The sequence below is a fragment of the Methanogenium organophilum genome (assembly GCF_026684035.1).
Lineage (GTDB): Archaea > Halobacteriota > Methanomicrobia > Methanomicrobiales > Methanomicrobiaceae > Methanogenium > Methanogenium organophilum.
Genome location: NZ_CP113361.1, coordinates 608,190 through 632,561, shown reverse-complemented (window position 1 = coordinate 632,561; position 24,372 = coordinate 608,190). Strand labels below are relative to the sequence as shown.

General features: G+C 52.0%; 17 protein-coding genes and 3 tRNA genes. 13 read left to right on the top strand and 7 right to left on the bottom strand.

All coding sequences use genetic code 11. The features are described 5' to 3' along the window. Positions 1-225: 225 nt before the first annotated feature. The gene (locus tag OU421_RS03310; RefSeq protein WP_268187189.1) at positions 226-1,953 is read left to right on the top strand and encodes a PAS domain S-box protein; all 1,728 of its coding nucleotides are present in this window, start codon (positions 226-228) and stop codon (positions 1,951-1,953) included. Positions 1,954-2,221: 268 nt separating this feature from the next. On the opposite strand, the gene OU421_RS03305 is transcribed toward OU421_RS03310, so the two are convergent. Both OU421_RS03305 and OU421_RS13000 read right to left on the bottom strand, forming a co-directional pair. Further along, positions 2,222-2,306 (bottom strand) — tRNA-Ser (locus OU421_RS03305). 255 nt (positions 2,307-2,561) lie between these two features. Further along, entirely contained in the window at positions 2,562-4,472 is a 1,911-nt protein-coding gene (locus OU421_RS13000; protein ID WP_326493520.1) for an RNA-guided pseudouridylation complex pseudouridine synthase subunit Cbf5, read from the bottom strand. 83 nt (positions 4,473-4,555) lie between these two features. On the opposite strand from OU421_RS13000, the gene OU421_RS03290 reads away from it, so the two are divergent. Further along, complete coding sequence (locus tag OU421_RS03290; RefSeq protein ID WP_268187188.1) at positions 4,556-5,764, top strand: tripartite tricarboxylate transporter permease; 1,209 nt, start codon at positions 4,556-4,558, stop codon at positions 5,762-5,764. A 97-nt stretch (positions 5,765-5,861) separates the two neighbouring features. Here OU421_RS03290 and OU421_RS03285 read toward each other — a convergent pair whose 3' ends face one another. Then, the gene (locus OU421_RS03285) at positions 5,862-6,791 is read right to left on the bottom strand and encodes a calcium/sodium antiporter (RefSeq protein ID WP_268187187.1); all 930 of its coding nucleotides are present in this window, start codon (positions 6,789-6,791) and stop codon (positions 5,862-5,864) included. Positions 6,792-6,900: 109 nt separating this feature from the next. Here OU421_RS03285 and OU421_RS03280 point away from each other — a divergent pair, with 109 nt between their 5' ends. Genes OU421_RS03280 through OU421_RS03270 form a run of 3 tightly spaced genes read left to right on the top strand, consistent with a single transcriptional unit; the run spans position 6,901 to position 9,086 of the window. Next, positions 6,901-7,758: an NOP5/NOP56 family protein gene (locus OU421_RS03280; RefSeq protein WP_268187186.1), complete on the top strand. Its 858-nt coding sequence runs from the start codon at positions 6,901-6,903 to the stop codon at positions 7,756-7,758. Beyond that, entirely contained in the window at positions 7,755-8,357 is a 603-nt protein-coding gene (locus OU421_RS03275; RefSeq protein WP_268187185.1) for a fibrillarin-like rRNA/tRNA 2'-O-methyltransferase, read from the top strand. Before OU421_RS03280 ends, OU421_RS03275 begins: the two co-directional genes overlap by 4 nt. A gap of 18 nt (positions 8,358-8,375) precedes the next feature. Continuing rightward, positions 8,376-9,086, top strand: coding sequence for a DUF1614 domain-containing protein (locus OU421_RS03270; protein WP_268187184.1), 711 nt, complete (start codon positions 8,376-8,378; stop codon positions 9,084-9,086). A gap of 191 nt (positions 9,087-9,277) precedes the next feature. On the opposite strand, the gene OU421_RS03265 is transcribed toward OU421_RS03270, so the two are convergent. Next, positions 9,278-9,350: transfer RNA gene (locus OU421_RS03265), tRNA-Gln, on the bottom strand. Positions 9,351-9,780: 430 nt separating this feature from the next. Here OU421_RS03265 and OU421_RS03260 point away from each other — a divergent pair. From OU421_RS03260 to OU421_RS03250, 3 genes are all read left to right on the top strand, one after another. Further along, positions 9,781-12,387: an MEMAR_RS02690 family S-layer glycoprotein gene (locus OU421_RS03260; RefSeq protein WP_268187183.1), complete on the top strand. Its 2,607-nt coding sequence runs from the start codon at positions 9,781-9,783 to the stop codon at positions 12,385-12,387. Between the two features lie 174 nt (positions 12,388-12,561). Continuing rightward, positions 12,562-14,100 (top strand): AMP phosphorylase, encoded by a 1,539-nt coding sequence (locus tag OU421_RS03255; RefSeq protein ID WP_268187182.1) that lies wholly within the window; start codon positions 12,562-12,564, stop codon positions 14,098-14,100. 26 nt (positions 14,101-14,126) lie between these two features. After that, a complete protein-coding gene (locus tag OU421_RS03250; protein WP_268187181.1) occupies positions 14,127-15,515 on the top strand; it encodes a PEGA domain-containing protein in 1,389 nt (462 codons plus the stop codon). A gap of 312 nt (positions 15,516-15,827) precedes the next feature. Here the strand turns inward: OU421_RS03250 and OU421_RS03245 are convergent. Next, positions 15,828-15,899 (bottom strand) — tRNA-Arg (locus OU421_RS03245). Between the two features lie 128 nt (positions 15,900-16,027). Here OU421_RS03245 and OU421_RS03240 point away from each other — a divergent pair. Next, positions 16,028-16,453 (top strand): dCTP deaminase, encoded by a 426-nt coding sequence (locus OU421_RS03240; protein WP_268187858.1) that lies wholly within the window; start codon positions 16,028-16,030, stop codon positions 16,451-16,453. 2 nt (positions 16,454-16,455) lie between these two features. On the opposite strand, the gene OU421_RS03235 is transcribed toward OU421_RS03240, so the two are convergent. Continuing rightward, positions 16,456-18,702, bottom strand: a complete 2,247-nt coding sequence (locus OU421_RS03235) for a tubulin/FtsZ family protein (protein WP_268187180.1) — start codon at positions 18,700-18,702, stop codon at positions 16,456-16,458. Positions 18,703-18,976: 274 nt separating this feature from the next. Here OU421_RS03235 and OU421_RS03230 point away from each other — a divergent pair, with 274 nt between their 5' ends. After that, positions 18,977-19,978: a 5,10-methylenetetrahydromethanopterin reductase gene (locus tag OU421_RS03230; RefSeq protein ID WP_268187179.1), complete on the top strand. Its 1,002-nt coding sequence runs from the start codon at positions 18,977-18,979 to the stop codon at positions 19,976-19,978. 155 nt (positions 19,979-20,133) lie between these two features. After that, positions 20,134-21,066 (top strand): galactose-1-phosphate uridylyltransferase, encoded by a 933-nt coding sequence (locus OU421_RS03225; protein ID WP_268187178.1) that lies wholly within the window; start codon positions 20,134-20,136, stop codon positions 21,064-21,066. A gap of 393 nt (positions 21,067-21,459) precedes the next feature. Here the strand turns inward: OU421_RS03225 and OU421_RS03220 are convergent, their stop codons facing one another. After that, positions 21,460-22,299, bottom strand: a complete 840-nt coding sequence (locus tag OU421_RS03220) for a F420-dependent methylenetetrahydromethanopterin dehydrogenase (protein WP_268187177.1) — start codon at positions 22,297-22,299, stop codon at positions 21,460-21,462. A 137-nt stretch (positions 22,300-22,436) separates the two neighbouring features. Here OU421_RS03220 and OU421_RS03215 point away from each other — a divergent pair, with 137 nt between their 5' ends. After that, positions 22,437-22,841 (top strand): Tfx family DNA-binding protein, encoded by a 405-nt coding sequence (locus OU421_RS03215; protein WP_268187176.1) that lies wholly within the window; start codon positions 22,437-22,439, stop codon positions 22,839-22,841. Between the two features lie 574 nt (positions 22,842-23,415). Then, the gene (locus OU421_RS03210) at positions 23,416-24,372 is read left to right on the top strand and encodes a 50S ribosomal protein L3 (RefSeq protein WP_268187175.1); all 957 of its coding nucleotides are present in this window, start codon (positions 23,416-23,418) and stop codon (positions 24,370-24,372) included.

The following is a 24,372-nucleotide window of genomic DNA, read 5'->3' as shown; positions in this document are numbered from 1 at the left end:
GCGCTACAATTCAACGAAAAGACATTATTTTTGTTATGCTGTGAATATTTTCTCGTTTTCTGATTGGCGGATAAAATAAAGCGTCAGGAAGAAAGCATTTTCATAATGGAAAACAGAGCTCTTTGTATTGCGTAGGTGCCGGATGGTGAGAATAAAGATTCCTTATTGGTCAGGTTGGGGCATTTCAAAGATGGGGCCACAAACTGCAGGTTTCTGGTGGGCGTGATGCCTCTTCTCTCCCCGTTCGTCTTAGATGCCCTTGTCGGGTTCTGTCTCCTTTCCGCCATTATCACCTATAGTCTCGGAATCTTTGTATATGCGCAAAAAACAGCGTCACCGATTCATCGCCTCTTTCTCGTATTGACGCTCGCTGCGACATACTGGGGCCTCGGGGAGTTCTTTATCTGGCAGGCTACTGACTTTAATGGTTTCCTCTTCTGGCTGAAGGCAAGCTCTGTATGGACTATCGTCTTCGCTCTCACCGTCCATTTCATCATTGCATTTACCGATGCTATCCCTTCGAAGGGTATGCAGCGGATTTTTATTCTGGGTACGGGCCTGTATCTGCCTGCCGTTATTTTTGCCCTTATCGGGATCCTTACCGACTGGATCTATATTGCTGCCTACGAACCAGGTTTCGGATATGTCTATCTGCCGGTACTGACGAATCCCGTATGCCAGATTATAATCGGTTATTACATCTGTCTCATGGTTTGGGCTGTCTATGCCATTTTCCTTTCATGGCGGCGGGCACCTCACGGGAGGATCCGTCGCCAAAACTATCTTGTCTGTGTCGGCGTTGCCACTGTGATCGCCTTTGGCTTTCTCTCAGCTGTGTTCTTCCCGGCATATGGCATTTATGCACCCAATCTGGTCTTTATTGGGATTGTTATATTCTCTATGCTCATTGCCTATGCAATTCGCCGGTACGGGCTCTTTGTTCTGAGTCCGGAGACCGCGGTCACCGAGATCCTCGGGACCATGCCCGATGGAATGGTCCTCGTGGATCAGAATGGGCATATCATCGCGGTGAATCAGTCTGCAACAGAGATCTTCGGAGACACGGAGGCCGGCCTTGTCGGGAGAGATATTGGGTCGCTCATCCCGGATGGTGCCTATGAGGACATTCGGCAGACGATATTTTGGGGGGCGAGAGTTTCGGACTTCGAAGCGACTCTCCCCAATGAGATTCCCCGTGTTGTCAGTATTGCGGGGTCGATGGTCATGGACCGGGATGAGAAGCCTGCCGGTACTGTCCTCATCATTCGGGATATCACAGAGAGGAAGTCGTCAGAGACTGCTCTTAGGATCGCGAATGAAAAAATATCTCTGCTCTCCCAACTGACACGGCACGACATTAACAATCTCGTCACCGGCCTCTCCGGGTACCTGACCATCCTTGAAGATGGCTGCAATGCCGAGGAAAGGGGTGAATATCTTTCGCAATCTATTGATATCGTCGATAAAATCATTCAGCACCTGCAGTACTCTCAGGAGTATCAGGAGATTGGTTCGAAAAAACCCGTCTGGGAGATGCTCGGAACAATGATTGGCCGTGCGGTAGAGAACCTTCCCCATGGGGGGGTTGATATACGGGTGGAAATCATCCCGGTGGAGATATATGCGGATCCCCTGTCTGAAAAGGTGATGTACAATCTGCTGGAAAATGCAATTCGGCATGGAGAAACGGTCACCCGCGTCTCTATTTCCACGAACGTGGAGGCTGACGGCACATTGGTGGTCGTATTCGAAGATGACGGCATTGGGGTGGGTGATTCCGAGAAGGAGAAGATCTTTCGGTTCGGGTACGGAAAAAATACCGGATTCGGGCTGGCGTTTTCTTCTGAAATCCTTTCCGTCACCGATATAGAAATATCTGAGACGGGAACTGAAGGGAAAGGTGCCCGGTTTGAGATCCGTATTCCCTGTTCCGGATGGAGGTGCCTGAGGTGAATTCGTTTTTCGTTTATTTCAGGTGGGGTCCCATGCGGTCTTTGATTGCGGGAGCTCTTTCACAGGTGTGGAAAATAAGCTTCTCTCTGAAATGACTTCTTTGAGAATAAGGGAGTCTAAGGGATTGCAGGAATTGTGCTCTTCCCGTGAGGTCGGTTTTTCTCTGTATTCCTTAGCCGGGTATATGTCCTGACGCTGAACAGAACTGAAAAACCAACCGATACTGATCAATATAAAACTGCGAGAAAAAAGCCCAAAAATGTCAAAACGCTGAGGGGGAGATTTGAACTCCCGAGGGGCAGAACCCCACAGGCTTTCCAGGCCTGCGCCCTTCCAGACTAGACTACCTCAGCACAGAATGCTGCCCTACTATATTCGGGACAGCATTTCTTAATGGTATGGGTTTTCTGCTGGTGAAATCCTCTGGAAACGGACCCGGAACCGGAAAGTCTTCCTGTCTGTGATTGTGTGTGCGCAGATCTGGGGAGGTCTGTATGAATTTTGACAGTAAGCCTAACCAATGTTAACGGACGTTCCCGAACATTCGGGGGATTCATGCTGAAAATTGGACAAAAATGGGGGATAATGCCGGATGGGCTTATAGAACCTCAGCGGCTTCCCTTCTTGCGCTGTATTGATTTCTTTTTGTTGTAGGTGCCCTTGCTTCCCTTACTTCCCTGGTTCTTTTCATCTTTCCGGCCCTTCTGTGCACTTTTTGCCCCTGCTCCTTTGCCTTTGGACGGTTTTTCTCCGGCACCCCGTCGTTTGCCGTTTTTGCTGGTGCTCAGGTATTTTTTACTGTCAGCCGGGCGTCTCTTCGGTCCGGGGTGTAACGATTTCCGTTTATCGGGCGTAGTATCCCGGCTCTCTGCTATCACTCCGTCCTGATAGGAGGGGGTGGGGGTGGGTGCCGGTGGTTTTGCCGGACGTACCGCAGGTGGTTTTGTGATCCAACCCTTTTCATAGGTGCCAGGTTGCATGATGATCATCTTTGGCCGGACCATGATGCCTGTTGTACCGGGCACGATCTCATCTGACGGGACAAGTGCTCTGCCGATACCGACAAGTTCACCCTGCGCGGTCATCACCGCGACATCTGCATCCTTTTTGAAGGTATCGGTGGCCGTGATGCCCACTCCGGCAAGGGATGCCCCGTGGCAGAGGGCATCCACTGCCGTGTCACGGATGGTGACGGTAGGAATGCCTTCCAAAACCGATTCCGGTGGCCGGATGTATGAACGCAGTTCTTCGGTGTCTCCCTCTTTTGCCTGTTCAACCGAATCCCGGAGAGCGTGCAGCGTGCAGCACATCGATTCATCGTATCCCCCGGAGCGAGACCGGCGGAGTTCGACCATCTGTCCGCCGGTTCCGACGGCAAATCCGATATGACGGCAGAGGGACCTGATGTAGGTGCCTGCTTCACAGCGGACCCGGAGGAGCACGTCCCGGCCGTCGATATCGAGCACCTCGATTTCATACATCGTCCGTATCCGCAGGGCCCTTGCGACGGCACTCCGGCGGGGCGGGCGCTGGTAGTTCTTCCCGACAAACTCTCTTACGGTTTCCCGGATCTGCTCTTCTGTCGCATCGCCGTGGAGCCGCATCAGGGCAATGTACTCCTTTTCGTGACTGAGGATCACCGGTGCCAGACGAGCCGCCCTGCCCACCATTACGAGAAGGACGCCGGACACATCCGGGTCAAGGGTTCCGCCATGACCGCAGGGCATCCCCAGCATATCACGCACCCAGGCGGCCACCTCGTGGCTGGACGGCCCCCGTGGTTTATCCACTGCGATGATACCTCCCCGTGGCAGGTCGATATCCAACCCCGGTGCTGAGTCCCCGTTCTCTTCCAGGTAGTGGTTCAGTGCCGCGAGGGTTCCCATCAGGGTGCCGTCCCCAACAGCCACCGGCACGGTTCCGTCCCCGCGCATCCGGTCGGCGGTGATCTCGCCGATTGCGATCGGCAGCAGTCCCTCTTTTTGATAGGAGGCATAGGTGTAGGAGTTGGCGCTTGTGAAGAGGATGGCCTCCGCATCGTCGGTATCGAGAGGAACATTTGTGGGTTCCAATGCATAGACAGGCACTTCGTAACCGTCAGCACCTGCCGCTGCGATAGCATTCATAAGAATAGGGTTGGGGACATCCGCACGGGGAATTCCGATCTTCTTTCCCTCGATCCAGTCTCCGAGGAACGGTACAAAGTCGCGGGAGTAATGGGATGGCAGGGTTTCCGGGGCGACCCCTGCCATCTCCAAATATTCGGCGGTCTGCGGGCCGATCGCGATGATGCGTGCAGCAGTCTCCAGGTGCGGCCCGATGAGACGGGCGGGGAGCGCACTCGTGAAGAAGATGCAGTCATAGGTATCCTCATTTGCGGCAGCGATAAAGGCCTGCACGGCATCGTCGTACACCCGTGCCTGCATGGGCGAGACAATGAGGCATTCGTGGCCGAATTCCCGGCAGAGCGACTGGTCTGATCCCGCCTTCTCCGGAAGCCTGGTGATTGCAATCTTCATGGTACTATATGCATGCTCCCTGAGGTATCATTGCTTTTTGCGTATCGGATGCTTTTTCCCTCACTGCATGCCACAGAATATCTGTGGCAGCAGAGATTATCGCAGGTATTCTCATCGGCACCATTCTCGGCACCATCAGCGGCCTCATCCCCGGAATTCATGCGAATACCATGGCAGGCATGCTGGTTGCAGCCGAAAGCGGATTGCTCGCGATTCTCGGTGCGCCGGCGGTGGGGGTGGCTCTCTTTAGTGCCCTTGTGGTTCATACCTTCACTGACTGTGTCCCGAGCACCTTCTTTGGTGTCCCGGACGCAGACACGGCGATTTCTGTTCTTCCGGCGCATGCCCTCTGTATGCAGGGCCGGGGCGAGGAGGCCGTGCGTCTCTCTGCGTTGGGGAGTGCGGTCTCGATGGCGTTCGTGATGCCGCTCTTTGCGATCTTTATGTTCTTTCTGCCGGGGCTGCAGGGATATATCGACTGGTGGCTGGGCATCATCCTCATCATTATTGCAGGAATGCTCATTCTCAGTTCAGAATCGCCGGAATGGTCTGCCGCGGTATTTCTCCTCTCCGGCCTTCTGGGTGTTTTTGCCTTCCGGTATGCCTGGCTCATCTCCCATACCTCCGGTGTCTCTTCGGTCCTGATGCCGCTATTGACCGGGCTCTTTGGTATCTCTGTCCTGCTGCGTGCATCCGGCGGGAAGATGCCGGAGCAGGTGCGTTGTGGCCCGTCCGTGGCAGGTAAAAGCCTTGCATGGCATGCAGGGCTGGGGACGACTGCCGGTGCGGTGGTCGGCTGGCTGCCGGGCCTCTCCAATGCCACAGGGAATGCCCTCCTCTCACCGCTCTTCCGGGCGGGGAGCGAGGGAAAGGGGTATATCATTGCGACCAGTGCGGCGAACACGGCGAATGCCTTCCTCGGTCTTGCGGCCCTCATCGCCCTTGGGCGGATGCGAAACGGGGTGATGGTGGTGCTGGACACCATCGGTATGCCGTCTCCACTCCTGATTATTGCCGGGGGAGTCGCTGCGGCACTCTGTGGCTTTGTCATCACACTGGTGTGTGGGCGAGGTGCCCGGTTTCTGGGGGGCGTCCCGGTGCGGGCGATGAGTTATGCAGTGATAGGGGTGGTAACACTCTTAGCCTTCCTCTTAACCGGGATCTTTGGTATGTTCATTCTGGTCTGCGCCACGATGGTGGGGCTCGTTCCATCCCTCGTGAACGTCCGGCGGGTCACCTGTATGGGTGCGGTGATGGTACCGGTGATTCTCTTTTCGCTGAATATTCTGTGATGATTTTTTCAGATGTTTCACGGGATGAACCGGAATCGAGTTTTCAAAAAAAAGTGTCTGCTGGATGCCGGTTCTGCCAGTATGTGTTCGTCTGGTATCAGAACCCGATGTAGAGGCTGATCACATAGGTGAAGTATGCCACCACAAGAATCGCAGCCCAGGCACGGATCACCTTTGGTTTGCCCTTCACAATTGGGATGACTGCAAGCGAGAAGACCAACACGACAAGGACATCGGTATATGACGGAATGGGAATCGGTCGGATGATGGCACCGGTACCGAGGACGAGGAGCAGGTTGAAGATATTGCTGCCCATCAGGTTGCCTGCGGATATGCCGAGGTCACCACGCAGGATGGCCATGAGGGAGGTGGCGAGCTCCGGGAGGGATGTCCCGAAAGCCACGATGGTCATGCCGATGACAAATTCCGGAATGCCAAATGCCTCTGCGATGGTGATTGCACTGTCCAGAACCAGCTGTGACCCGATGATGACAGCGACAAGTCCGCCGGCGGTCAGCGCCCAGTCCATTCTCCCGTGCACCTCGATCTTCTCCACCGGTTCGGTGCCGAGTTTCTTCCAGATGATATAGAGGATGACACCGAATCCTGCGAGCATCAGCACCCCGGAAATTTGGGTCAGCTCCCCTGTCAGTGCCAGGAGCGCAAAAAAGACAGTCGCTGCGATCATCAGGATGGTCTCGTTTTGCACCCGGCCTTTGCCTGAAGGGCCTGTCATGAACATGGCGGGACTGATGAGGGCACAGAGTGCAAGCACCAGGGCGATATTGGCGATATTGCTGCCCAGTGCATTGCCCAGTGCTACACCGGAGTTGCCGGAGATAACCGCATTTACACTCACCACAAATTCCGGGAGGGATGTCCCGAACGCGATCACCGTAAACCCGATGGTGGCTGAGGATACTCCATAGCGTGCAGCAAGTCCTCCTCCTCCTTCCACAAAGTAGTCGGCTCCTTTGATAAGGAGCCCCATGCCAAAGAGAAACAGGAGTATTGCGGCAGCGATCATGGATATGTTCTGTGGGAACAGAATGTGTGCTCCGGGTTTAAGCCTATTTGTGTCTGAATTCCGCCTTCTCCCACCTATTTATTATGACATATATGCAATGGTAAGGTAGATGCGCAGATACTGGTTCGGTGACATTGACGGGAGTGTATGCACGCCCGCCCAGGGGGATGAAGACAGAATCCTGGAACGGTGCGATACGATACGGGAGAAGGTGGATGTCGGCTTTGTCCCGCTCTCTGTGGATGAGGCATGTAACTGCGGTTTTTTTGCAGACCGTGCGGAATATCTTGCACGGCTGCGCAGTATCACTATCAGGGATGCCCGGAAGAAGATTGTCGAAGCGTTCAGTGAAGGCGATGCCGAACTGATACAGATGGTGCGGATGCTTGATGAGATGGACGAGGTGATCAACCTCCTGACCGAGAAGGCAGGGGAGTGGTATCTTGTCAAGAATCCCGGGTTCTCCCGTAAGTACAAATCAATGAGTGCGAAACGGATGGTTGGGGTGATGAAGAAAGAGAGGGGTCCCCTTGGTAAAATTTGTGCTGAGATTGATGCCCTCTCAAATCACCGTGCCACGCTGATGCGGGATATATCAAAGCGAACTGATGCAGTGATGCCCAACTGTAGTGCTCTGGTGGGCGGGCTTGTGGCAGCACGCCTGATGGAGCGTGCCGGTGGTCTTTCGACACTGGCGGGCCTTCCTGCCTCCACCATTCAGGTGCTGGGTGCGGAGGGGGCCCTCTTTACCCATCTCCGGGCAGGAAGTCCGCCGCCCAAACACGGGATCATCTTCCAGCACCGTCGCGTACATAATGCTCCCCGCAATGTTCGGGGCAAGGTGTCGCGTGCGGTTGCAGGAAAACTTGCGATTGCAGCGAGGATTGATTATTATCGGGGTGAACCGGACCCTGAATTCATTGAACGTGCCCAGCAGAGAATTGATGCGGTAGGTGAGAAGGAATGAAAGTAATCCGTGGGACGATTGTTTCAGAGGGGGAAGGCGGCGTCTATGGCGAGCGGATGATGAACGGATGCCGGGTATGGGATCCGCACCGCAGCAAACTCCCTGCCGCTATCCTTAATGGTGCTCCGCTGGATCTTACCGCAGACATGCGGGTGCTCTATATGGGTGCGGCGAACGGGACCACTGTCTCCCACGTTGCAGATTACGTTGAGACGATATATGCCATTGAATTTGCTCCCCGCCCGATGCAGGACCTTATCGAGGTGGCACGCCGCAGACCGAATATTGTGCCCATTATGGCGGACGTAAACCGCCCAGAGGTTTATGGGTGCTTTGTGGAGCTGGTGGATATGATCTATCAGGATGTGGCACAGCCAAATCAGGCAGATATCCTCAGAAAGAATTTGCCATTCCTCAAAGACGGTGGGATAGCGGTCCTGATGCTGAAAGCACGGAGCGTGGATGTCCGGAAACCAACAGAGGAGATTGCAGAGGAGACCTGCGCCGCACTCCGGGAGATGGGCCTGACAATACTCTGGACCGGCACGTTGAATCCGTATCATCGTGACCATATGGCCATACTCTGTATGAAAGAATAGGGTGAGGGGGCTGGTGGAATGAGGCAGTATTATTTCAATCCGTTCTCCCTCGTTCTGATATTTGTACTGATACTTCTCCTTCTGCTCTTTCTCCCGCTGCTCTTCCTTGGGATTGTCGGCGGGGCACTTAAAAGCCTGGGATTTTCAGGCTGGGCGATATTCTGTTTGATTCTTGTATCTGTTATCGGGAGTTTTATCAATATTCCGGTAACCCGGATTGAGGGCGCCCGAAACCAGGCATATCCGTTCCGGGACCGGTTTGGCAGAATATATGCGGTGCACGACCGTCCGGATACAATTGTTGCTGTTAATGTGGGTGGGGTGGTTGTCCCGCTTCTTGTGACGCTCTATCTGGTGTACTATGTCCTCTCATCACCTGCGTTCTTTCCGCAGCCTCTGGCAGTTATAATGGGGGGGGGTGCAGGAATTCTTCTCGTTGCCGGCATTACGCACAGTGTGGCAAAGGTGGTTCCCGGTCTTGGCATCACGACCCCTATCTTCATTCCGCCGCTTTGTGCCCTTCTGTGTGGGATTCTCTTCTCTTTTGGTGATCCGCTCGCAGCTCCGCCGATTGCGTTTGCTGCAGGCACGATGGGTACATTGATCGGTGCAGATCTCCTGAACTGGCGGCATCTGGATAAAATTGGTGCCCCTATGATAAGCATTGGCGGTGCTGGCACCTTTGACGGGATATTTCTGAGCGGTATTCTCGCGGCATTTCTGGCATAAATCACTATGCCGGAATAAAACAATGTTCGCTGTGTATGATCCCGAATCGCTGTGATGTTTTTCGTAATTAATTCGTTGGTATCTTATTGCAGGTTCTCAGATGTGGGTGGAATACATCCGGGTATGGAAGATATGGACAGGATAGTACGGGTGCAATGGTCTGTGGATAATTTTCACAAAAGAAGGAATGATAGTCCGGAGCAGATTCGAACTGCTGTCGCAAGATCCAGAGTCTCACATGATTGACCGCTACACTACCGGACTGTGCAATGCATCGTATTGCTCTACTAAATTGGCACTGTCCCCTAATTAATCTGACGATATTGTCGTGGGGTGGGGGCGGGTGTACAATGAATTATATCTGCGGTATGTCTTCCTACCCCTCATGGGCGCATGTTCCCATTGGTTTTGATCATCTCATCGACAGTTTGCTCTCTTCCTGACATCCTACTGGTCGGAAGGGTGCATCCTGCAAGTACATTGTTCGTGAAAAACCCGATAAATTCGAGTTTTGGCGGAAGATTTCGCCGCCTTATTGGGTTTGGATGAACTCTCCAACCACAAAGGATATATTAAGTGTTTGTCAAATATTGTGGTATATTCCGTCGTTCGGAGTATGGAGCAAAGTGAATCGTTTTTCGTCATATGACGAAATTGAGTTACTGTTCCTCAACTTAATCGTATGGAGGCTAGAATGAAAGCAAAAATTAGTATTATGCTCCTTGCCCTTGTGGCAGTGGCACTTGTCGCAGTTGCACCTGCAGCTGCTGTTGTGGGCACTGTCCCAGCGGGTGGAGTCGCATTAGTTGGTGAGGAAGGCCTCACCTTAGGTGCTATACCAGCTGGCACCACTCTTGAGTGGTTCGAATCTGGTGCCAATCCACTTACAGATACACCAGCGTACACCTATATTACACAGGCCGCTGGCGCAAACGTGATTGACCCTTCCACATTCCAGACCCGCACCGGGAACTGGTATCTTGCACCAAACACTGGTACGGTCGTTATGAACGTTCAGATGCCCTCAATTGATGTTAAGGCATACAATGCAGGTACACAAGAGGACATGACCAATGAGCGTGTTGTTAAAGATAGCACATATATCAACTTCCGTGTTGACAGTAACCTTTACACAGTTGTCACCCAGCGTGCACTCGTTGCTGGAGATAAAACTGACATCAAGATCGTTGTTGTTGACGGAGAAGGAACAACCTACACTGCACTCTACAACGATGTTGCACCTGCAGTTACTACCACTGGTCTGACAAATCTTGTTCCGACAACTTCACAGTTTAACCTTCCAGGTGCTGTAATTGCCGGTGTCCCCCTCCAGTCCAACTGGGCTCTTGACCGGACAGACTACAAGGCTGGTGTCTACACCTTCTACGTACAGGTTAACCTGAACTCGTTAAAGGACAACCTCGGTACTATTACCGGTGTCACCAAGTCAGATGTATACACCATTGAACTCGGTAAAGATGACGTGAAGATCGAGGCAAACAAGGACACTGTTGTCCGCAACAACGATTTCTCTGTCACCATCACCGGACGTCCTAACGAATACTACGTTCTTTGGGTGAAGGGAACCAGCAGTATCACTGCACCTGACACTGCACCGTACATCAAACCGAACCAGAACAGCGTCTATGACCCGACATCCGTTGAAGGTACAAACGCAGGTATCTACCAGTTCCGTGCAGGACAGGCTGTTGCAGCTGATGTCTGCGCTATTGGTGCAAACGACTACTATGCAATGGTGAAACTCGCCAGCTCCGGTACCCGCACAGTCGGTTTCGGCACTGACGAAACCACAAAGGATCAGACCTACACCATCCGGACTGACTACTATCCACTCGATGCATCTGTACCTCAGCCAGCAGTTGTTGCAAACAACCCAACCTATGACACTGTCAAGGTAAAGGTCGAAGCTGGTGACGTTACAATCACCGCATCCGGCGACAGCTCATACTACATTGGTGAGGAGATCGTTATCTCCGGTACAAACACCGACAGTGACTTCACCTGGGTGTTCATCACCGGTCCAAACCTGCCTAACAAAGGCGGTTCAATCGAGGACCCCCGTGTTGGAGTAAACACTGCAGTCGTTACCAGTATCTTCTATCCTGACGGAACTCTCGACACCGTCCCTGTAACCGCATGGACTGGCGAGAACGTTGAGACAGACGACACCTGGGAATACAAGTGGGACACCGCAGGTGTGAACCTCGATGCAGGTACCTACACCATCTACGCAGTCACCACCGCAACCAACAAGGATGACCTTGGCACAGCAGACGCAACCTACGGCACTGCATCCATCGTCATCAAGAAACCATTCGTTACAGCAACCACCTCCTCAGCAACTGTTGCAAAGGGAGATGACATGTACATTACCGGTAACGCAGAAGGCGACCCCACACAGGGAATTGCAGTCTGGATCCTCGGTAAGAACTATGCTTTACAGACAACCGAGACCGTTGAGGACAACGGTGCATTCGAGTACAAGTTCTCCAACACTGCAAACCTTGCAGCAGGACAGTACTTCGTAGTCGTTCAGCACCCGATGTACAACGACCAGTTCGACCTTGCTCCTCAGGCAGGTAACCCTGCAGGAGGCCAGACCGCAGTTGTCCGCCCAATCCTTGACGCACAGCTTATTGACCCGATTACTGGTAACTTCCCACCTGTCTTCATCCTCGAAGGCACCGGCAGTCTCCAGGGATCTGACGCAGCAACCGCTCTTGTCAACGCAATGGACAGCCCTGACATCGATGATACCTACTACAAACTCACCTTCATGGTTGAGGAACCCTGGATCATGATCGATGCAATCGGCGACAAGTATGTTGGAGAGACCTTCTCAATCACCGGTACCACCAACCTCGCTGTTGGCGACCAGCTTATTGTTGAAGCTACCTCATCCTCATTCAAGCCAACTGAGAAGACTCAGGCTGGTGGATTCTCCGGTGCATCCGGCACTGTCCTTGTTACCGCAGGTGACAAAGATGGCGTGAACGTTTGGGAATTCGCAGTTGACGCATCCACATTCACTCCTGACGAGTACATCGTTACCGTCGAGGGTGTTGAGGCACAGCAGACTGCAACCCAGACCTTCAATGTCCTGAAGGCAGAGCCTACCGCAGAGCCTACCGCTACCCCTGTTGAGACCGCACAGCCTACCGCTACCCCGGTCCCAACTGCAGAGCCTACCCCTGAATCAACCGCAACACCTGGATTTGGTGTTCTTGTTGCACTCATCGGTCTTGGCGCTGTAGCAGCTCTCATTGTCCGCAAGGACTAAATTAACCCAAATTTTTTTTGGCCGCATTTCTGGTAGCAGTCTTTCCTTTCACGTCTTTCAATGATTTTCTTAAGATTTGGAACGTTCATATCTGCTGCAATCAGGTAATCTTATAATCATTCGTCTGCAATTCTCTCACTGGATGGCAGAGATTTACTCCTGCCAGGTGAAGGTATGCAGCTTTTAGTACAACGAGTCGATATTGCGGGGCGGGGAGCGTTTATCCATGAAGAGGATGCACGCCGCCTGGGTGTCTTTGATGGAGATCGTCTCCGTGTTCTTTACCCGGAAACCGGGAAATCCACTCCCATTGTAGTCGACATTACAACATCCCTCCTTACTCCCGGGACAATTTCCCTCTATAATGTCACATGCACTGATCTGGGTCTCGGTGACGGGGATATGGTTGAGGTACACACGGCGATTCCTCCGTCATCAATACGCTTTATCCGCAAGAAGATGGATAACGGCCGGCTCACCGCTGAAGAGGTCCTGACTATTGTCCGTGATATGGTGAATGAGGCCCTTTCCCTCAATGAAATTACGGCTTTTGTCACTGCAAGTTATATCAATGGCCTGGATATTGATGAGGTGGAGTCACTAACCCGGGCAATGGTGGAGACAGGGGAAAAAATAGAGTTTGCCGGCCACCCGGTAGTGGACAAGCATTCAATCGGTGGTGTACCGGGCAACAAGATCACGCTCCTCGTCGTACCCATCATTGCTGCTGCGGGGCTTACCATACCGAAGACCAGTTCACGTGCGATCACCGGTGCAGGTGGCACTGCAGACCTGATGGAGGTCCTTGCACCTGTTAACTTCACCGCTGAAGAAGTGCAGATGATGACCGATCGTGTGGGTGGAGTTATTGTCTGGGGCGGTTCAACAAACATTGCACCGGCAGACGATCTAATCATCCGGGTAGAATATCCCTTCAAGATAGATGAACGGGGCCAGATGATTGCAAGCGTCATGGCGAAGAAATTTGCCGTGGGTGCGGAGATCGTGGTGATTGACATTCCGGTAGGCCCCACAACCAAAGTGCATACCATGCAGGATGCCCGCCGGCTGGCACAGGATTTCATCGAGATCGGCAGCCGTCTTGGCATGCAGGTTGAGTGTGCTGTTACCTATGGGGACTCGCCGGTGGGCCGTGCCATCGGGCCGAACCTTGAGGTGGCAGAAGCTCTCTCAGTTCTGGAAGGGGCAGAGACACCAAACTCACTTATTGAAAAGAGTGTCGCAGTTGCAGGCATTCTGCTTGAAATGGCAGGAAAGGCACAACGCGGAGAGGGGGAAGAGGTGGCACGCTCCCTTCTTGCCTCCGGTGCGGCGCTCGAAAAGTTCCGTGAGATTATTGCCATACAGGGTGGTAAACCTGATGTCCGTTCATCAGACATTATTCCTGGGGCATATCAAGCAGAAATTCCTGCTCCCGTATCCGGGTATGTCGTCAGTCTCAACAATTCCGGACTTGTTACTGTCGCCCGTATCGCAGGTGCACCGCATGACAAAGGGGCCGGTATCTATTGCAACGCAAAGATCGGGACCCAGGTACGGAAAGGTGAGACCATCTATACTATTTATGCGGAAAGTCAGGAACTTCTGAACCGTGCCCTCGAGGAGGCACGCCGTCTCTATCCGGTTGTGGTGGAAGGGATGCTCCTCGACAGAATTCCACAGGATTCTATTGAACTCGACCGAATGGACTAAATTATAGTATCATTATATTTTTTGTTATGAACTGGTTCCGCACCGTTTCTGTATTGCTTCTGCTGGGCGTTCTCTGTGGGTGTGGGCAGGCTGTTGTTCTGACAGTTACTGCAGTCGACGACACTTCTGCGAGTCCGCTATCCGGTGCCCGCATATATATTGATGGGATCTATGAGGGAGAGACAAATTCGGCTGGGCAGTATGTCTTTGAACATGGTCTGGATCAGTCATTCCGGCTGGGTCTGGAGAAGACCGGATACGTTCCCTGGCAGTCGCTCATATCTGAAACACAGACCAGTGTGCGTGCAGAGATGTCCCGGCAGGCAACCGGACTCACGGTTACGGTCTATGATGCAGACACGCTTGAACCGGTCCCGGATGCACTGGTCAAAGTAACTGGTGAAGAGTATCTCAACACGATTACCACAGGGGTTGGGGGGGAAGCAGTCTTTAATCTTATAGCGGGCTCCATCTACAACGTAGAAGTTCGTGCGACCAACTATGATCCCCTGTACAAGACCGTTGAGGTGGAGAATACTGCCAAAGCGGTTGACTACCGCCTGATCCGCAATGATGTGTTCATCGTAGAGGTGGTGGACATAGATACGGGCACATCCATATCCGGTGCGGATGTCTATATTGACGGGTTCCTCTATGGTGAAACGAATGCTGAAGGGAAAGTGACCTCCTTTGTCGAACGGGAACGGTCCCATACCATCCGTATAACCAGTGATGAATATCTGGCATACACGGATGAGGTCTATATCGGGAGTGACATGCTGGTCTATACAACAGAGCTTTCAAAGACCCTCTATCCGGTAACAGTCTCGGTGTATGGTGTGGACAAGATGCCTGTCGGAGGTGCGTCCATTCTTATTGATGGTACGAACTCCGGTACAACGAATGAGTATGGGAGGACAGGCATTGTCTATCTTGATGCGGGGCAGCATGAAGTACAGGTTGCAAAAGAAGGGTTCACCACGGTCACAAAAACGGTGGATGCGGATGATACACAGCAGGACGTCATCATTGAACTGGAATATGCAGATACCGCTGTTACGCTTACTGTCCATGACAGCGATTTTCAACCGGTTCCCGGCGCCAGCATCTCTGTCAATGACAAATACTATGGGATAACCCAGGCGGACGGCACATTTACGACATCATTGCAGAGTAATGTGGTGTACAGCATATCTGTTGAAAAAGATGGGTATACGCCCGTTTCTGTCTCGCGGGAGATCCCTCTGGGTGCCACAGAGATAACGGTTGATATAGGGATCAATTCAGCTTTTAACCCACTATATTTCGGAATAATAATCGCAGTGATTCTTGTTGTGGCGGTCCTTTACCTGAAACGGGGCAACATTTCCCTGAAACGGCGGGGCAAACGTCCACCGAAAACCCGGCATCTCTGACTCTCTCCTTTCTTATTTCTGAAAAATACCATGGTGTGATGGTTACCGGAACCTAACCATTTGATCTGGTCCTTTTTTCCGGGGAACAACAATTTCTGTGTGTAGATGTGCCGTGGCAGTATATGGGACGTTGATCCTGCCTGCCCTGAAACCTGTCAACGGTATCGTTTTGGATTTCCCTGTGGGAACGTTACATCCGGGGCGGGAGCGGTGCACCGGAAGCACCTGACCTGGTTATCAGGACATCATATGAACGTACGATCGGGATGATGGACAATACTTCATCGGGATCAGATACGGTTTAAAAATGAACGGATCCAGCGGGAATCGAACCCGCGTCCTTGGGTTCGAAGCCCAAGAGGATATCCTCTACCCTATGGATCCACCCATCTTATTCGTGGTACAGGAAGATAACCATTCTGGATGAACACTCCCTTCTCCCGTATGTTCCTGCCCGTATGCTCTCTTCCGGGTAAGAGCAGTTTTCCCCTCACAGGGATAACTTTCATATGATGATTCTCTCGGAGTCAGACATCTGTGAACGAATAGCATCAGACAATCTTGTGATCACGCCATATAGCGAAGAATCGCAGCAACCTGCGTCCTATGACCTGCGCTCAGCAGAAGACTATCTCCTACGGAAAGGTGAATGCACCCTTGTTGCATCGCTTGAACGGGTAGAACTTCCGGCGGATGTGGCCGCAACCCTCATGTGCCGCTCGTCCTTCGGTCGGCGGGGCGTGCTCATCGGCGGTGGGTTTGTTGATCCCGGTTTTCGGGGACAACTGACTCTCTGTCTGGTGAATCAGGGGCCGGAAGATGTTTCTCTTTCTGTAGGTGAACGTGTGGTGCAGATCATCATGCATGAAGTAAAAGCAGGGGGACGGGAATATGGGGGGCGGTACCAAGACAGCAATGGTGCTGTCTCCTGCCGCTAATCCTATTTTATCCAGAAGAGGTCGTCATCCTGGTCGTTCTCTTCCGGTTCCGTCTTCTTTTCATATCCACTTGAAATGGTACCCTTTCTGTACGGTGATTCTGTTTCCGGTTCTTTTGCTGCGTCCTTGGTTTTTTGCATCCGCCGTTCTGCACGGGTGAGGAGGTCGTCTTTCGGCGCAGGTACCCGTGCAGACATCTTCACATCTCCGTTGAGGATCTCCTTTGTTTTTGGCGGACCACGGGAAAGCCGTACAGAACTTCCCATCAGTGCACTATCGTTCGGACGTATTCCGGAGGATTTCACGGAGATTTTTTTTCCCATGAGTGCACTGTCGTTTGCCTTTGGTGCAGACGTAACGGAGAAGGAACGTCCCATGTATGCGGACTCGTCCGGTGTTTTGACAAATGAAACCTTGACATCTTTCCCGCTAAAGGATGAATCATTCGGTCGTTTTTCCTTTTCCCCGAAGCGTAATTTCTCACCGACAAGCGCGGTATCACGTGGTCCCCTGTTGTCCGATCCCGGTATGTCCTTGAGACCGAAGACAGAGTTCTTTGGTGGTTTTTGTCCTCCTCCATCTGTCATTCGTGTCATATCAGCGATCGTTCTCTCCTCGCGTCCCGGAAGTGAGAGTTTTTCATCAGGACCGTTATTTTGGGCTTTTACTCCGATGGATATTTTATCATCGTGGTTCTTTTCGGTTTTTTTATCACGGCGCGCCACCCCTTCAAGGGTAAGCACTTCATCATTCAGCACCTGTTTGCCATCTTTTGCTGCCATGGTCACCTCATATTTAGGTTCGTCCTGCAGTTCGTCTTCTTCTCCCGATGATGGATACGGGGAATATGTGGAATATTCATTCCCTTCCTGAGGGCAGATATATTCTTCGCAGGGTGAATTTTCAGATTCCCGCTCCTGCATGAATTCGGTTTCGGCCGACTCATCTTCAAAGAGATCGCTGATCTCAAAATCGTGGACCTCTTTTTGTTCGTCCTCTGGCTGAACAGGAGAAGGAGCCCATGCCGCCTCATCTTCCTCCGGGTACATGTCCTCCCTGTCCTCCTCGTCCTCCTGCGGAATATCGACGACGGGTTCTGGCGCATGTTCCTGTTCGTATTCATATTCGCGACGGATCTCACCGAGTTCAGTAATGCGGGGAATATTTCCAATGCCGGACAGGACGATGATAATACCCACAAATCGTGTGTTCATCACCGGATAGTCACCTGAGCGCATCTCAAGGCCGGAGATGCTTCGGTCAATCCATTTGCGCACCGTCTGAAACCCTTTCATGGACAGTTCCTGTGAAGGCCCTGCGATGAGGACAAGTGCCTTGTCTGAGCTGGTAATATCACAGGGGACAGAGATTTCCTCATAGACAGCGCGTTTGGCAAGCGTTACAATACGTGTTGCCCGCTTATGGGAGGTCTCTGAGAAGTATGCATCTGATCGCCACTGATTAAACCGGTCGCGAAATGAGCTCTGCAGGGGTTCGGTGGCATATCCGATTGCCACAAGCCCGTTCCCCTTAAGGGTGTTTAAGACTTCTCCGGCGTCAAGGACAATCTCTGCTGCTTCTACCCCGGTCTCACTGAATTCGCCCGCGCGGAGAAGAAGGCCGATCTGGCGTGCTATCTTCTCATTCAGAATGGCATAGATGTCCCGTGGATTCTCCGGGAATACTTTGCGCTTGTATGCACTGATGGACGGACCGTCCTTTGCCATGCTATACTCGTCATACTCGGCTTTCAGGCGTTCGAACCAGGTCTCGTTATCAAAGACAATTACCGCATCAAGCACACTGTTTATCCGTTTGATATCGTCCGCGGCCTTTGAAGAGCGACGCTTCCCCTCATTACGCATCGGAAGAACACAGACTCCAAATATCGGTTCGATATAGGATTTACGCAGCTCTTCGGTAAGCTGTGGGATGGCATCGATTACACTTCCTCCCAGGCCGGCAAAGATCATAATTGAGTCTATTTCAAAGGTGTCCATCTTCTGGATGAGGGTCATCACCTCTTCCACATTGATGGTGGATGTTACATCAAAATGGATCTCAGGGTCAATTGCCGGGAAATGCATTCGCGCATTATCCGGTATATGTGAAAGCTGCCGCAGGCTGTTTCCGTCTATATCGACAGCAATTGCAGAAACGCATCCTACTCTGCTTTTAATGTCGTGGTTATACAGAAGATCAACAATCCGTGTGCCCGCCCCGCCGAGCCCGATTGCAAGTATTCTCATTATTACTCCGTATATGTTACACCGGTCCGGTGCTGGATGTCATTATGCAGACCCATTGGTACCGGTGTACTCTCTTTGTTTATGATAAGTTCATGTAAATAATAAAATCTGTTGATGCTCGTTTCAAATTGCCCAAAATATGGAGACACAGGAAAAATTAAAATAGATATTTCGGGTTTTGATGCAAGAGCTATGAATCTGTCTCAGATATTCTCATTAAATGGTAACGTATATTAATCTCGGTGTGTTAATATGAAGTTGAGGTGAAAGACCTATGAGTTATGGTATCGAATTTGTGCCAGGAAATATCACTGTAAAGCAGGTAGTTAACTACTGCAAACTTGCAGAGCAGAAAGATATTGACTTTGCCTGGATTACTAATCACTACAACAACCGTCACTGCTACCCGACCCTTGCCGCTATTGCTGAGGCAACCGACTCAATTAAGATGGGCCCGGGTATCATGAACACGTTTACTGACACACCGGCAGCAATTGCTTCCTTCATGTGCACCTTAAACGAGATCTCTGACGGCCGTGCGGTCCTTGGTATCGGACCTGGTGACCTGTCAACCCTCCCAAAACTTGCAATTGAGGCATCAAAGCCTGTTGCACGGTTGAAAGAAGGTGTCCAGCAGATTAAGGCTCTCTGTGCCGGAGAGGAAGTCAAGAAGACCGGCGACATGGAATTCTTCGACTACGATGGTGCAAAGCTCACCGGTGTGACCCTGCCAGCAAAGAAGAAGCAGATCCCTGTCTACATCGGTGCACAGGGCCCTAAGATGCTCGCACTTGCCGGTGAAATCGGTCAGGGAGCACTTATCAATGCATCCAACCCGAAGGACTTTGCAATTGCAATCCCACTGATCAAAGAAGCATGTGATGCAGTCGATGAGAAGAAGTTCAAGAAGTTCGATGTTGGTGCATACACCGCAATGTCCATCGACCAGAGCGAAAAGAAGGCACGCAATGCAGCAAAGATTGTTGCAGCATTCATCGCAGCTGGTTCGCCTCCACCCCTGCTGGAGCGCCACGGACTTGACCTTGACAATGTCGGCAAGATCAAAGACGCACTTTCACGCTTTGACTTCGGTGCAGTCGGCGGCCTTGTTGGCGACGCAGAGATTGACGCATTCACCATTGCAGGTACCCCTGAGATGGTTAAGGAGAAGTGTGAAGACCTGACTGCATCTGGTGTTACCCAGATTATCTTCGGTTCTCCACTTGGTCCTGACATGACAAACTCTATCCGTCTTCTCGGAAAGTACATTATCTGAGAACTGCGGATCAATATCCAAACCATTTTCTTTTCTTTTATCGTTCTAACGATTACGCGACATTTGCAGGCAGGGGTGCCTTTCTCCGGTGCTCTCCCGTGTGTTTATGGGTCTGAAAGGTTCTCCATGGATGCAAAAGGACAATCGTGAATGATATGGATGAATTATTTCAGATTGAGGAATATCAGACCGATAATGGCGTATTTCAGTACCGCAGGGACCTCTTAACCGGTCTGCAGTGCCGTATCGCACCCGGCAGAACCCACCGGGGTATTGATCCTCCGCGGGCTTCTGTATCGGACGGTGATCTTCCCTGTGTCTTCTGCCCGGAACGGATTTTTACTGAGACGCCGGTCTTCTCTGACGGTACGCGCATCACAATAGGGGAGAGTGTCACATTCCCGAATCTTTATCCTTTTGGCCGGAGCCATGTGGTGACCGTCATAACCGCGTCACATAATCCTCCGGAGGTTCTGGCAGGGCAGATCGAGGATGCCCTGTACGGACAGATTGCTGCTCTTTCAGGTGATGGGGGATATGCTTCCTGCAACTGGAATTCTCTTCCGTCGGCAGGCGCCAGCATGCTTCACCCGCATATGCAGGGGATCGCCGATGCTCTGCCGACCGTTCATGCGGGCATTGCGATTGAACGCTCAGAGAACTTCTTCAGCAAAACCGGGAGAATGTGCCGGGATTGCCTTGTGGAACAGGAGATGGGCGGCCCTCGTCACCTCTTTGGGGAGGAACTGCCATTCTTCGCGCACGCGGTTCCGCTGGGTGAAAAGGAGGTGCGGGCATACCTTCCGGTGAGGACCGTTGATGAACTGGAACCCTGGTGCGGCCTTCTTGCGGAAGGGATCGGGCGGGTGCTCTCCCTCTACAGGCGTGCGGGGCACTATGCCTTTAATATGGCACTTTTCTGTGATGCGGCAAACCGGCCGGACGGGGGCTTCCGCGCATTTTGTTCCCTTATTGCACGGATAAATCCGGGGCCTGCGGCAATGAGCGACTCCGCGTTTATGGAGCGCATGCATCTTGAACCGGTGGTGCTGACCCTCCCGGAAGATGTCGGGAATTTTCTGCAGTGAAATCGGGTGTTGGTGCGGGTGGGAACCGCCCTCTGTGACACATTCAGCATCCACTCTTTGGTTCCCTGCTGTTTTCTGTGGGAATTTCGTATAATGAATTGAAAGGCAAGGGAGGGGGGTGCCCCCTCCCTGCCCGACCCTCCCCGTCAGAGGATGGGTCGCAATGGGGGTGGACCGGCACCCCCATTGCTCCGGTAGGTGCTGAAAACGGCACTATGAATCACTTCGGGTTTCGTGCTGAATTCAGTATGGTATGGGATCCCCGTTTTCCGAAATACCCCCAGAATGGCAAAGGCTCAATTATTTGCTCCTGCATGGTCTCTCTGAATTCTGATGGCTACGGCTCTTCTTTCTGTGGTGTGAAAGAAACCGGGAAAAAAAAGTATTAGGGTTTTACTCCGGCTTGGAGATGAGGGTGGTCTTGGAGACGATGGTGCCGTCTTTCTTGTGTGGCATACGAACGACGCCGTCACAGCCCTTCTCGATCTCACGTGCCTCTTCGCAGAGAATCATTGCAGAGCGCATCATTTCGTGTGCGGATGCAACGATTGGAACGTAGTTCTCGAATCCCTTGGTCATGAAGCAACCCTTGACGTTGACCATTGCGACTGCTGCTGCAATCTCAAATGCTGCACGTGCCTTTGCGTATGCATACGGGTTGGTGAATTCGTCCTTGACTGCCTTGTCTGCGGTCATGACGATCTTTGGGAGCTCGAGGTCTGCGCCTGCTTTACCTGCCTTGACCTGGTCGATGACTGCATCGAGCGCGATCTGCATCTTGCGGAATGCACCGGTGACGGTGAGGACCTTTACCAGATTGCCGTTGTAGTCGGACATCTCTGTCGGGTCGAGGAATTCACGGCGTGCACCAATCATGGAGTCAGCCTTCTGGATGATGTATCCGAAGTCGCTCTCCTTGAGGTCTGCCCATTCTTTCTTGGTGGTGACATCGTCAGTGATGACGACAACAGGGATGCCTGCTGCTTTCAGTGCTTCACGTGCGCCGGTGGGCCCAGGGAGGACACCGTTTGGTGAAACAACGATTGCGAAGTCCGGCTTGTATGCGATAAGGTTGCTGACCACACGGTCGACATCCTCGACTTCAAGTTTTGTTCCGCTTGTTGCCATGAAGGTCTGCATGTCTTCACGGTCTGCACGCTCGTCGAGCAGAAGCTCGACCATAACACCGCTTGCGATGTTGCCCAGTTTTGCAACTCCAACTTTAACTACCATAACTAAACCTCTCAAATTTGAGAACATTCTACTATCAGAATGTTCGGTAATAAATATTGTGAATTCCTTCGTGGGTGGGATCTTTCTCCGGCAGTTAAGGAAAAATGTTTAAATTATGGAAATAGATACTGATGTTAATGAAACAGGGTCTTCTTACTGGTCGGCAGAAAGAAGTGCTCAGGTACCGGAAACAGGGCCTGACTCAACAGCAGATTGCAGATATTATTCACACATCAAAGGCAAATGTGTGCACCATTGAAAAGGCGGCATATGAGAATATTGAGAAAGCGAAAGAAACCCTTGAATTTCTGTATACGCTTGATGCCACTCATCTGTGCACGATTAAAACCGGAACGGATCTCTTTGACGCGGTCGGTGAAATTTATGGAGAGGCAGAGAAACTGAGGATAAAAGTCCGCTATGATTCCATCAATCTTATCAATCGCCTGAAAGAGGCAAATCCTGGCAGGTTTAAGGGCCGGTTTGTGCGCGAAGATGTTGAGGTTTATATCAACGAAGATGGAGAGCTTTGTTTCGGGTGATTTTCTCTACTGAATCAGTTCTTTTTTTCAATACCTTTATTACCTTTTTACAGAAATATTTAGGAAACATATATGGTGGTCCGATAAACGGAAGGTGGTGCTGTCATCACCGTTTCCGTCGGAACATCACTATATGGTGACTTTCCCTGTGGCATGCTACAGGGAGGGGTACCGGGATATGGTTGTGTTTACACACACCAGGTGAAAGACGTAGGATCTGATGGATCCGTATGGGTGGACGTTTTGTGGAACGAGCCCAAATCTGGCGCACTGATGTGCGCGCAGAAACGGGAACTGTCAGGATCAATTTGAGAGAATGAGTCTTTCTGGTTCACACCGGAAGAATCTTTCAGATATGTGAAGGGCCCCGGTGCCTGAAGATGGCGGCGGATGAAGGTAAACTTACTCCGTACCGCAGGTTCAGGCATGTCGACATCGGCCCATCAGACCTCGGCGTCAGCTCATACCTGAGTTGAAAACCAATTCATTCCTCGGAGACATTCTCGATGGCGGCTTCTGTCCGCTCTCAGAATGAAGCATCAACTGAAAACCAAGAATAAGGATTGATTAAGCAATGTCCGAGATAAACAGACCTCGCAGAGGTTCACTTGCATACAGTCCCCGCAAGCGTGCGAAAAGCCAGGTACCAAAATACCATTCCTGGCCCCAGCATGACGGGGAACCGGTGTTGCAGGGTTTTGCCGGTTACAAGGTGGGCATGACTCACATGGTCATGGTCGATGACCACAACAAGAGCCCTACAGAGGGCAAGGACATCATGGTTCCTGTTACTATCGTTGAAATTCCGGCGATGGTTGTGACCGGCATCCGCCTGTACACAAAGGACACCTACGGCAAGCGTGCATACGCAGAAGCCTGGTCCGAAGAAGGCATCGAAAGAGTTCGTGATGCAGCAGCATCCGGGAAAGTGACGGAAGTATTCGCGATCACACGGACGCAGCCTGCTGTCCTTACCGGTGTGCCCAAGAAGTCCGGCGACATCATGGAGATGCGTGTCGCAGGCGGCAGCGTTGAAGAACGTGTTGAGTATGCAATTTCCCTCTTTGGCGCCGAAGTCGAGATCGACTCGGTTCTCAAGACCGGCCAGTACCTCGATGTTACTGCAATTACCACCGGTAAGGGGACAAATGGTCCTGTGAAACGCTGGGGCATTCAGACCCGTAGTGGAAAACACTCCCGCGGCGGTAAGAAGCGTCATATCGGTAACCTTGGTCCGTGGTTCCCGCACCACGTCAGGTGGCAGGTCCCGCAGATGGGTCAGATGGGATACCAGCAGCGTACTGAGTTCAACAAGCGCCTCTTAAAGATCGGCGAATCCGGTGAGGAAATTAACCCCGCAGGTGGATTTACCAACTATGGTCTTGTCAGGGGCAGATATGTTGCAATCAAGGGCTCAGTCCCTGGTCCATGCAAGCGTCTTATCAGAATGCGACCTGCAATCAGGCAGAGCGTACACGTCGAGCGCGTACCGGCAATCCAGTATGTGAGCGTTGCCAGCAAACAGGGGTGA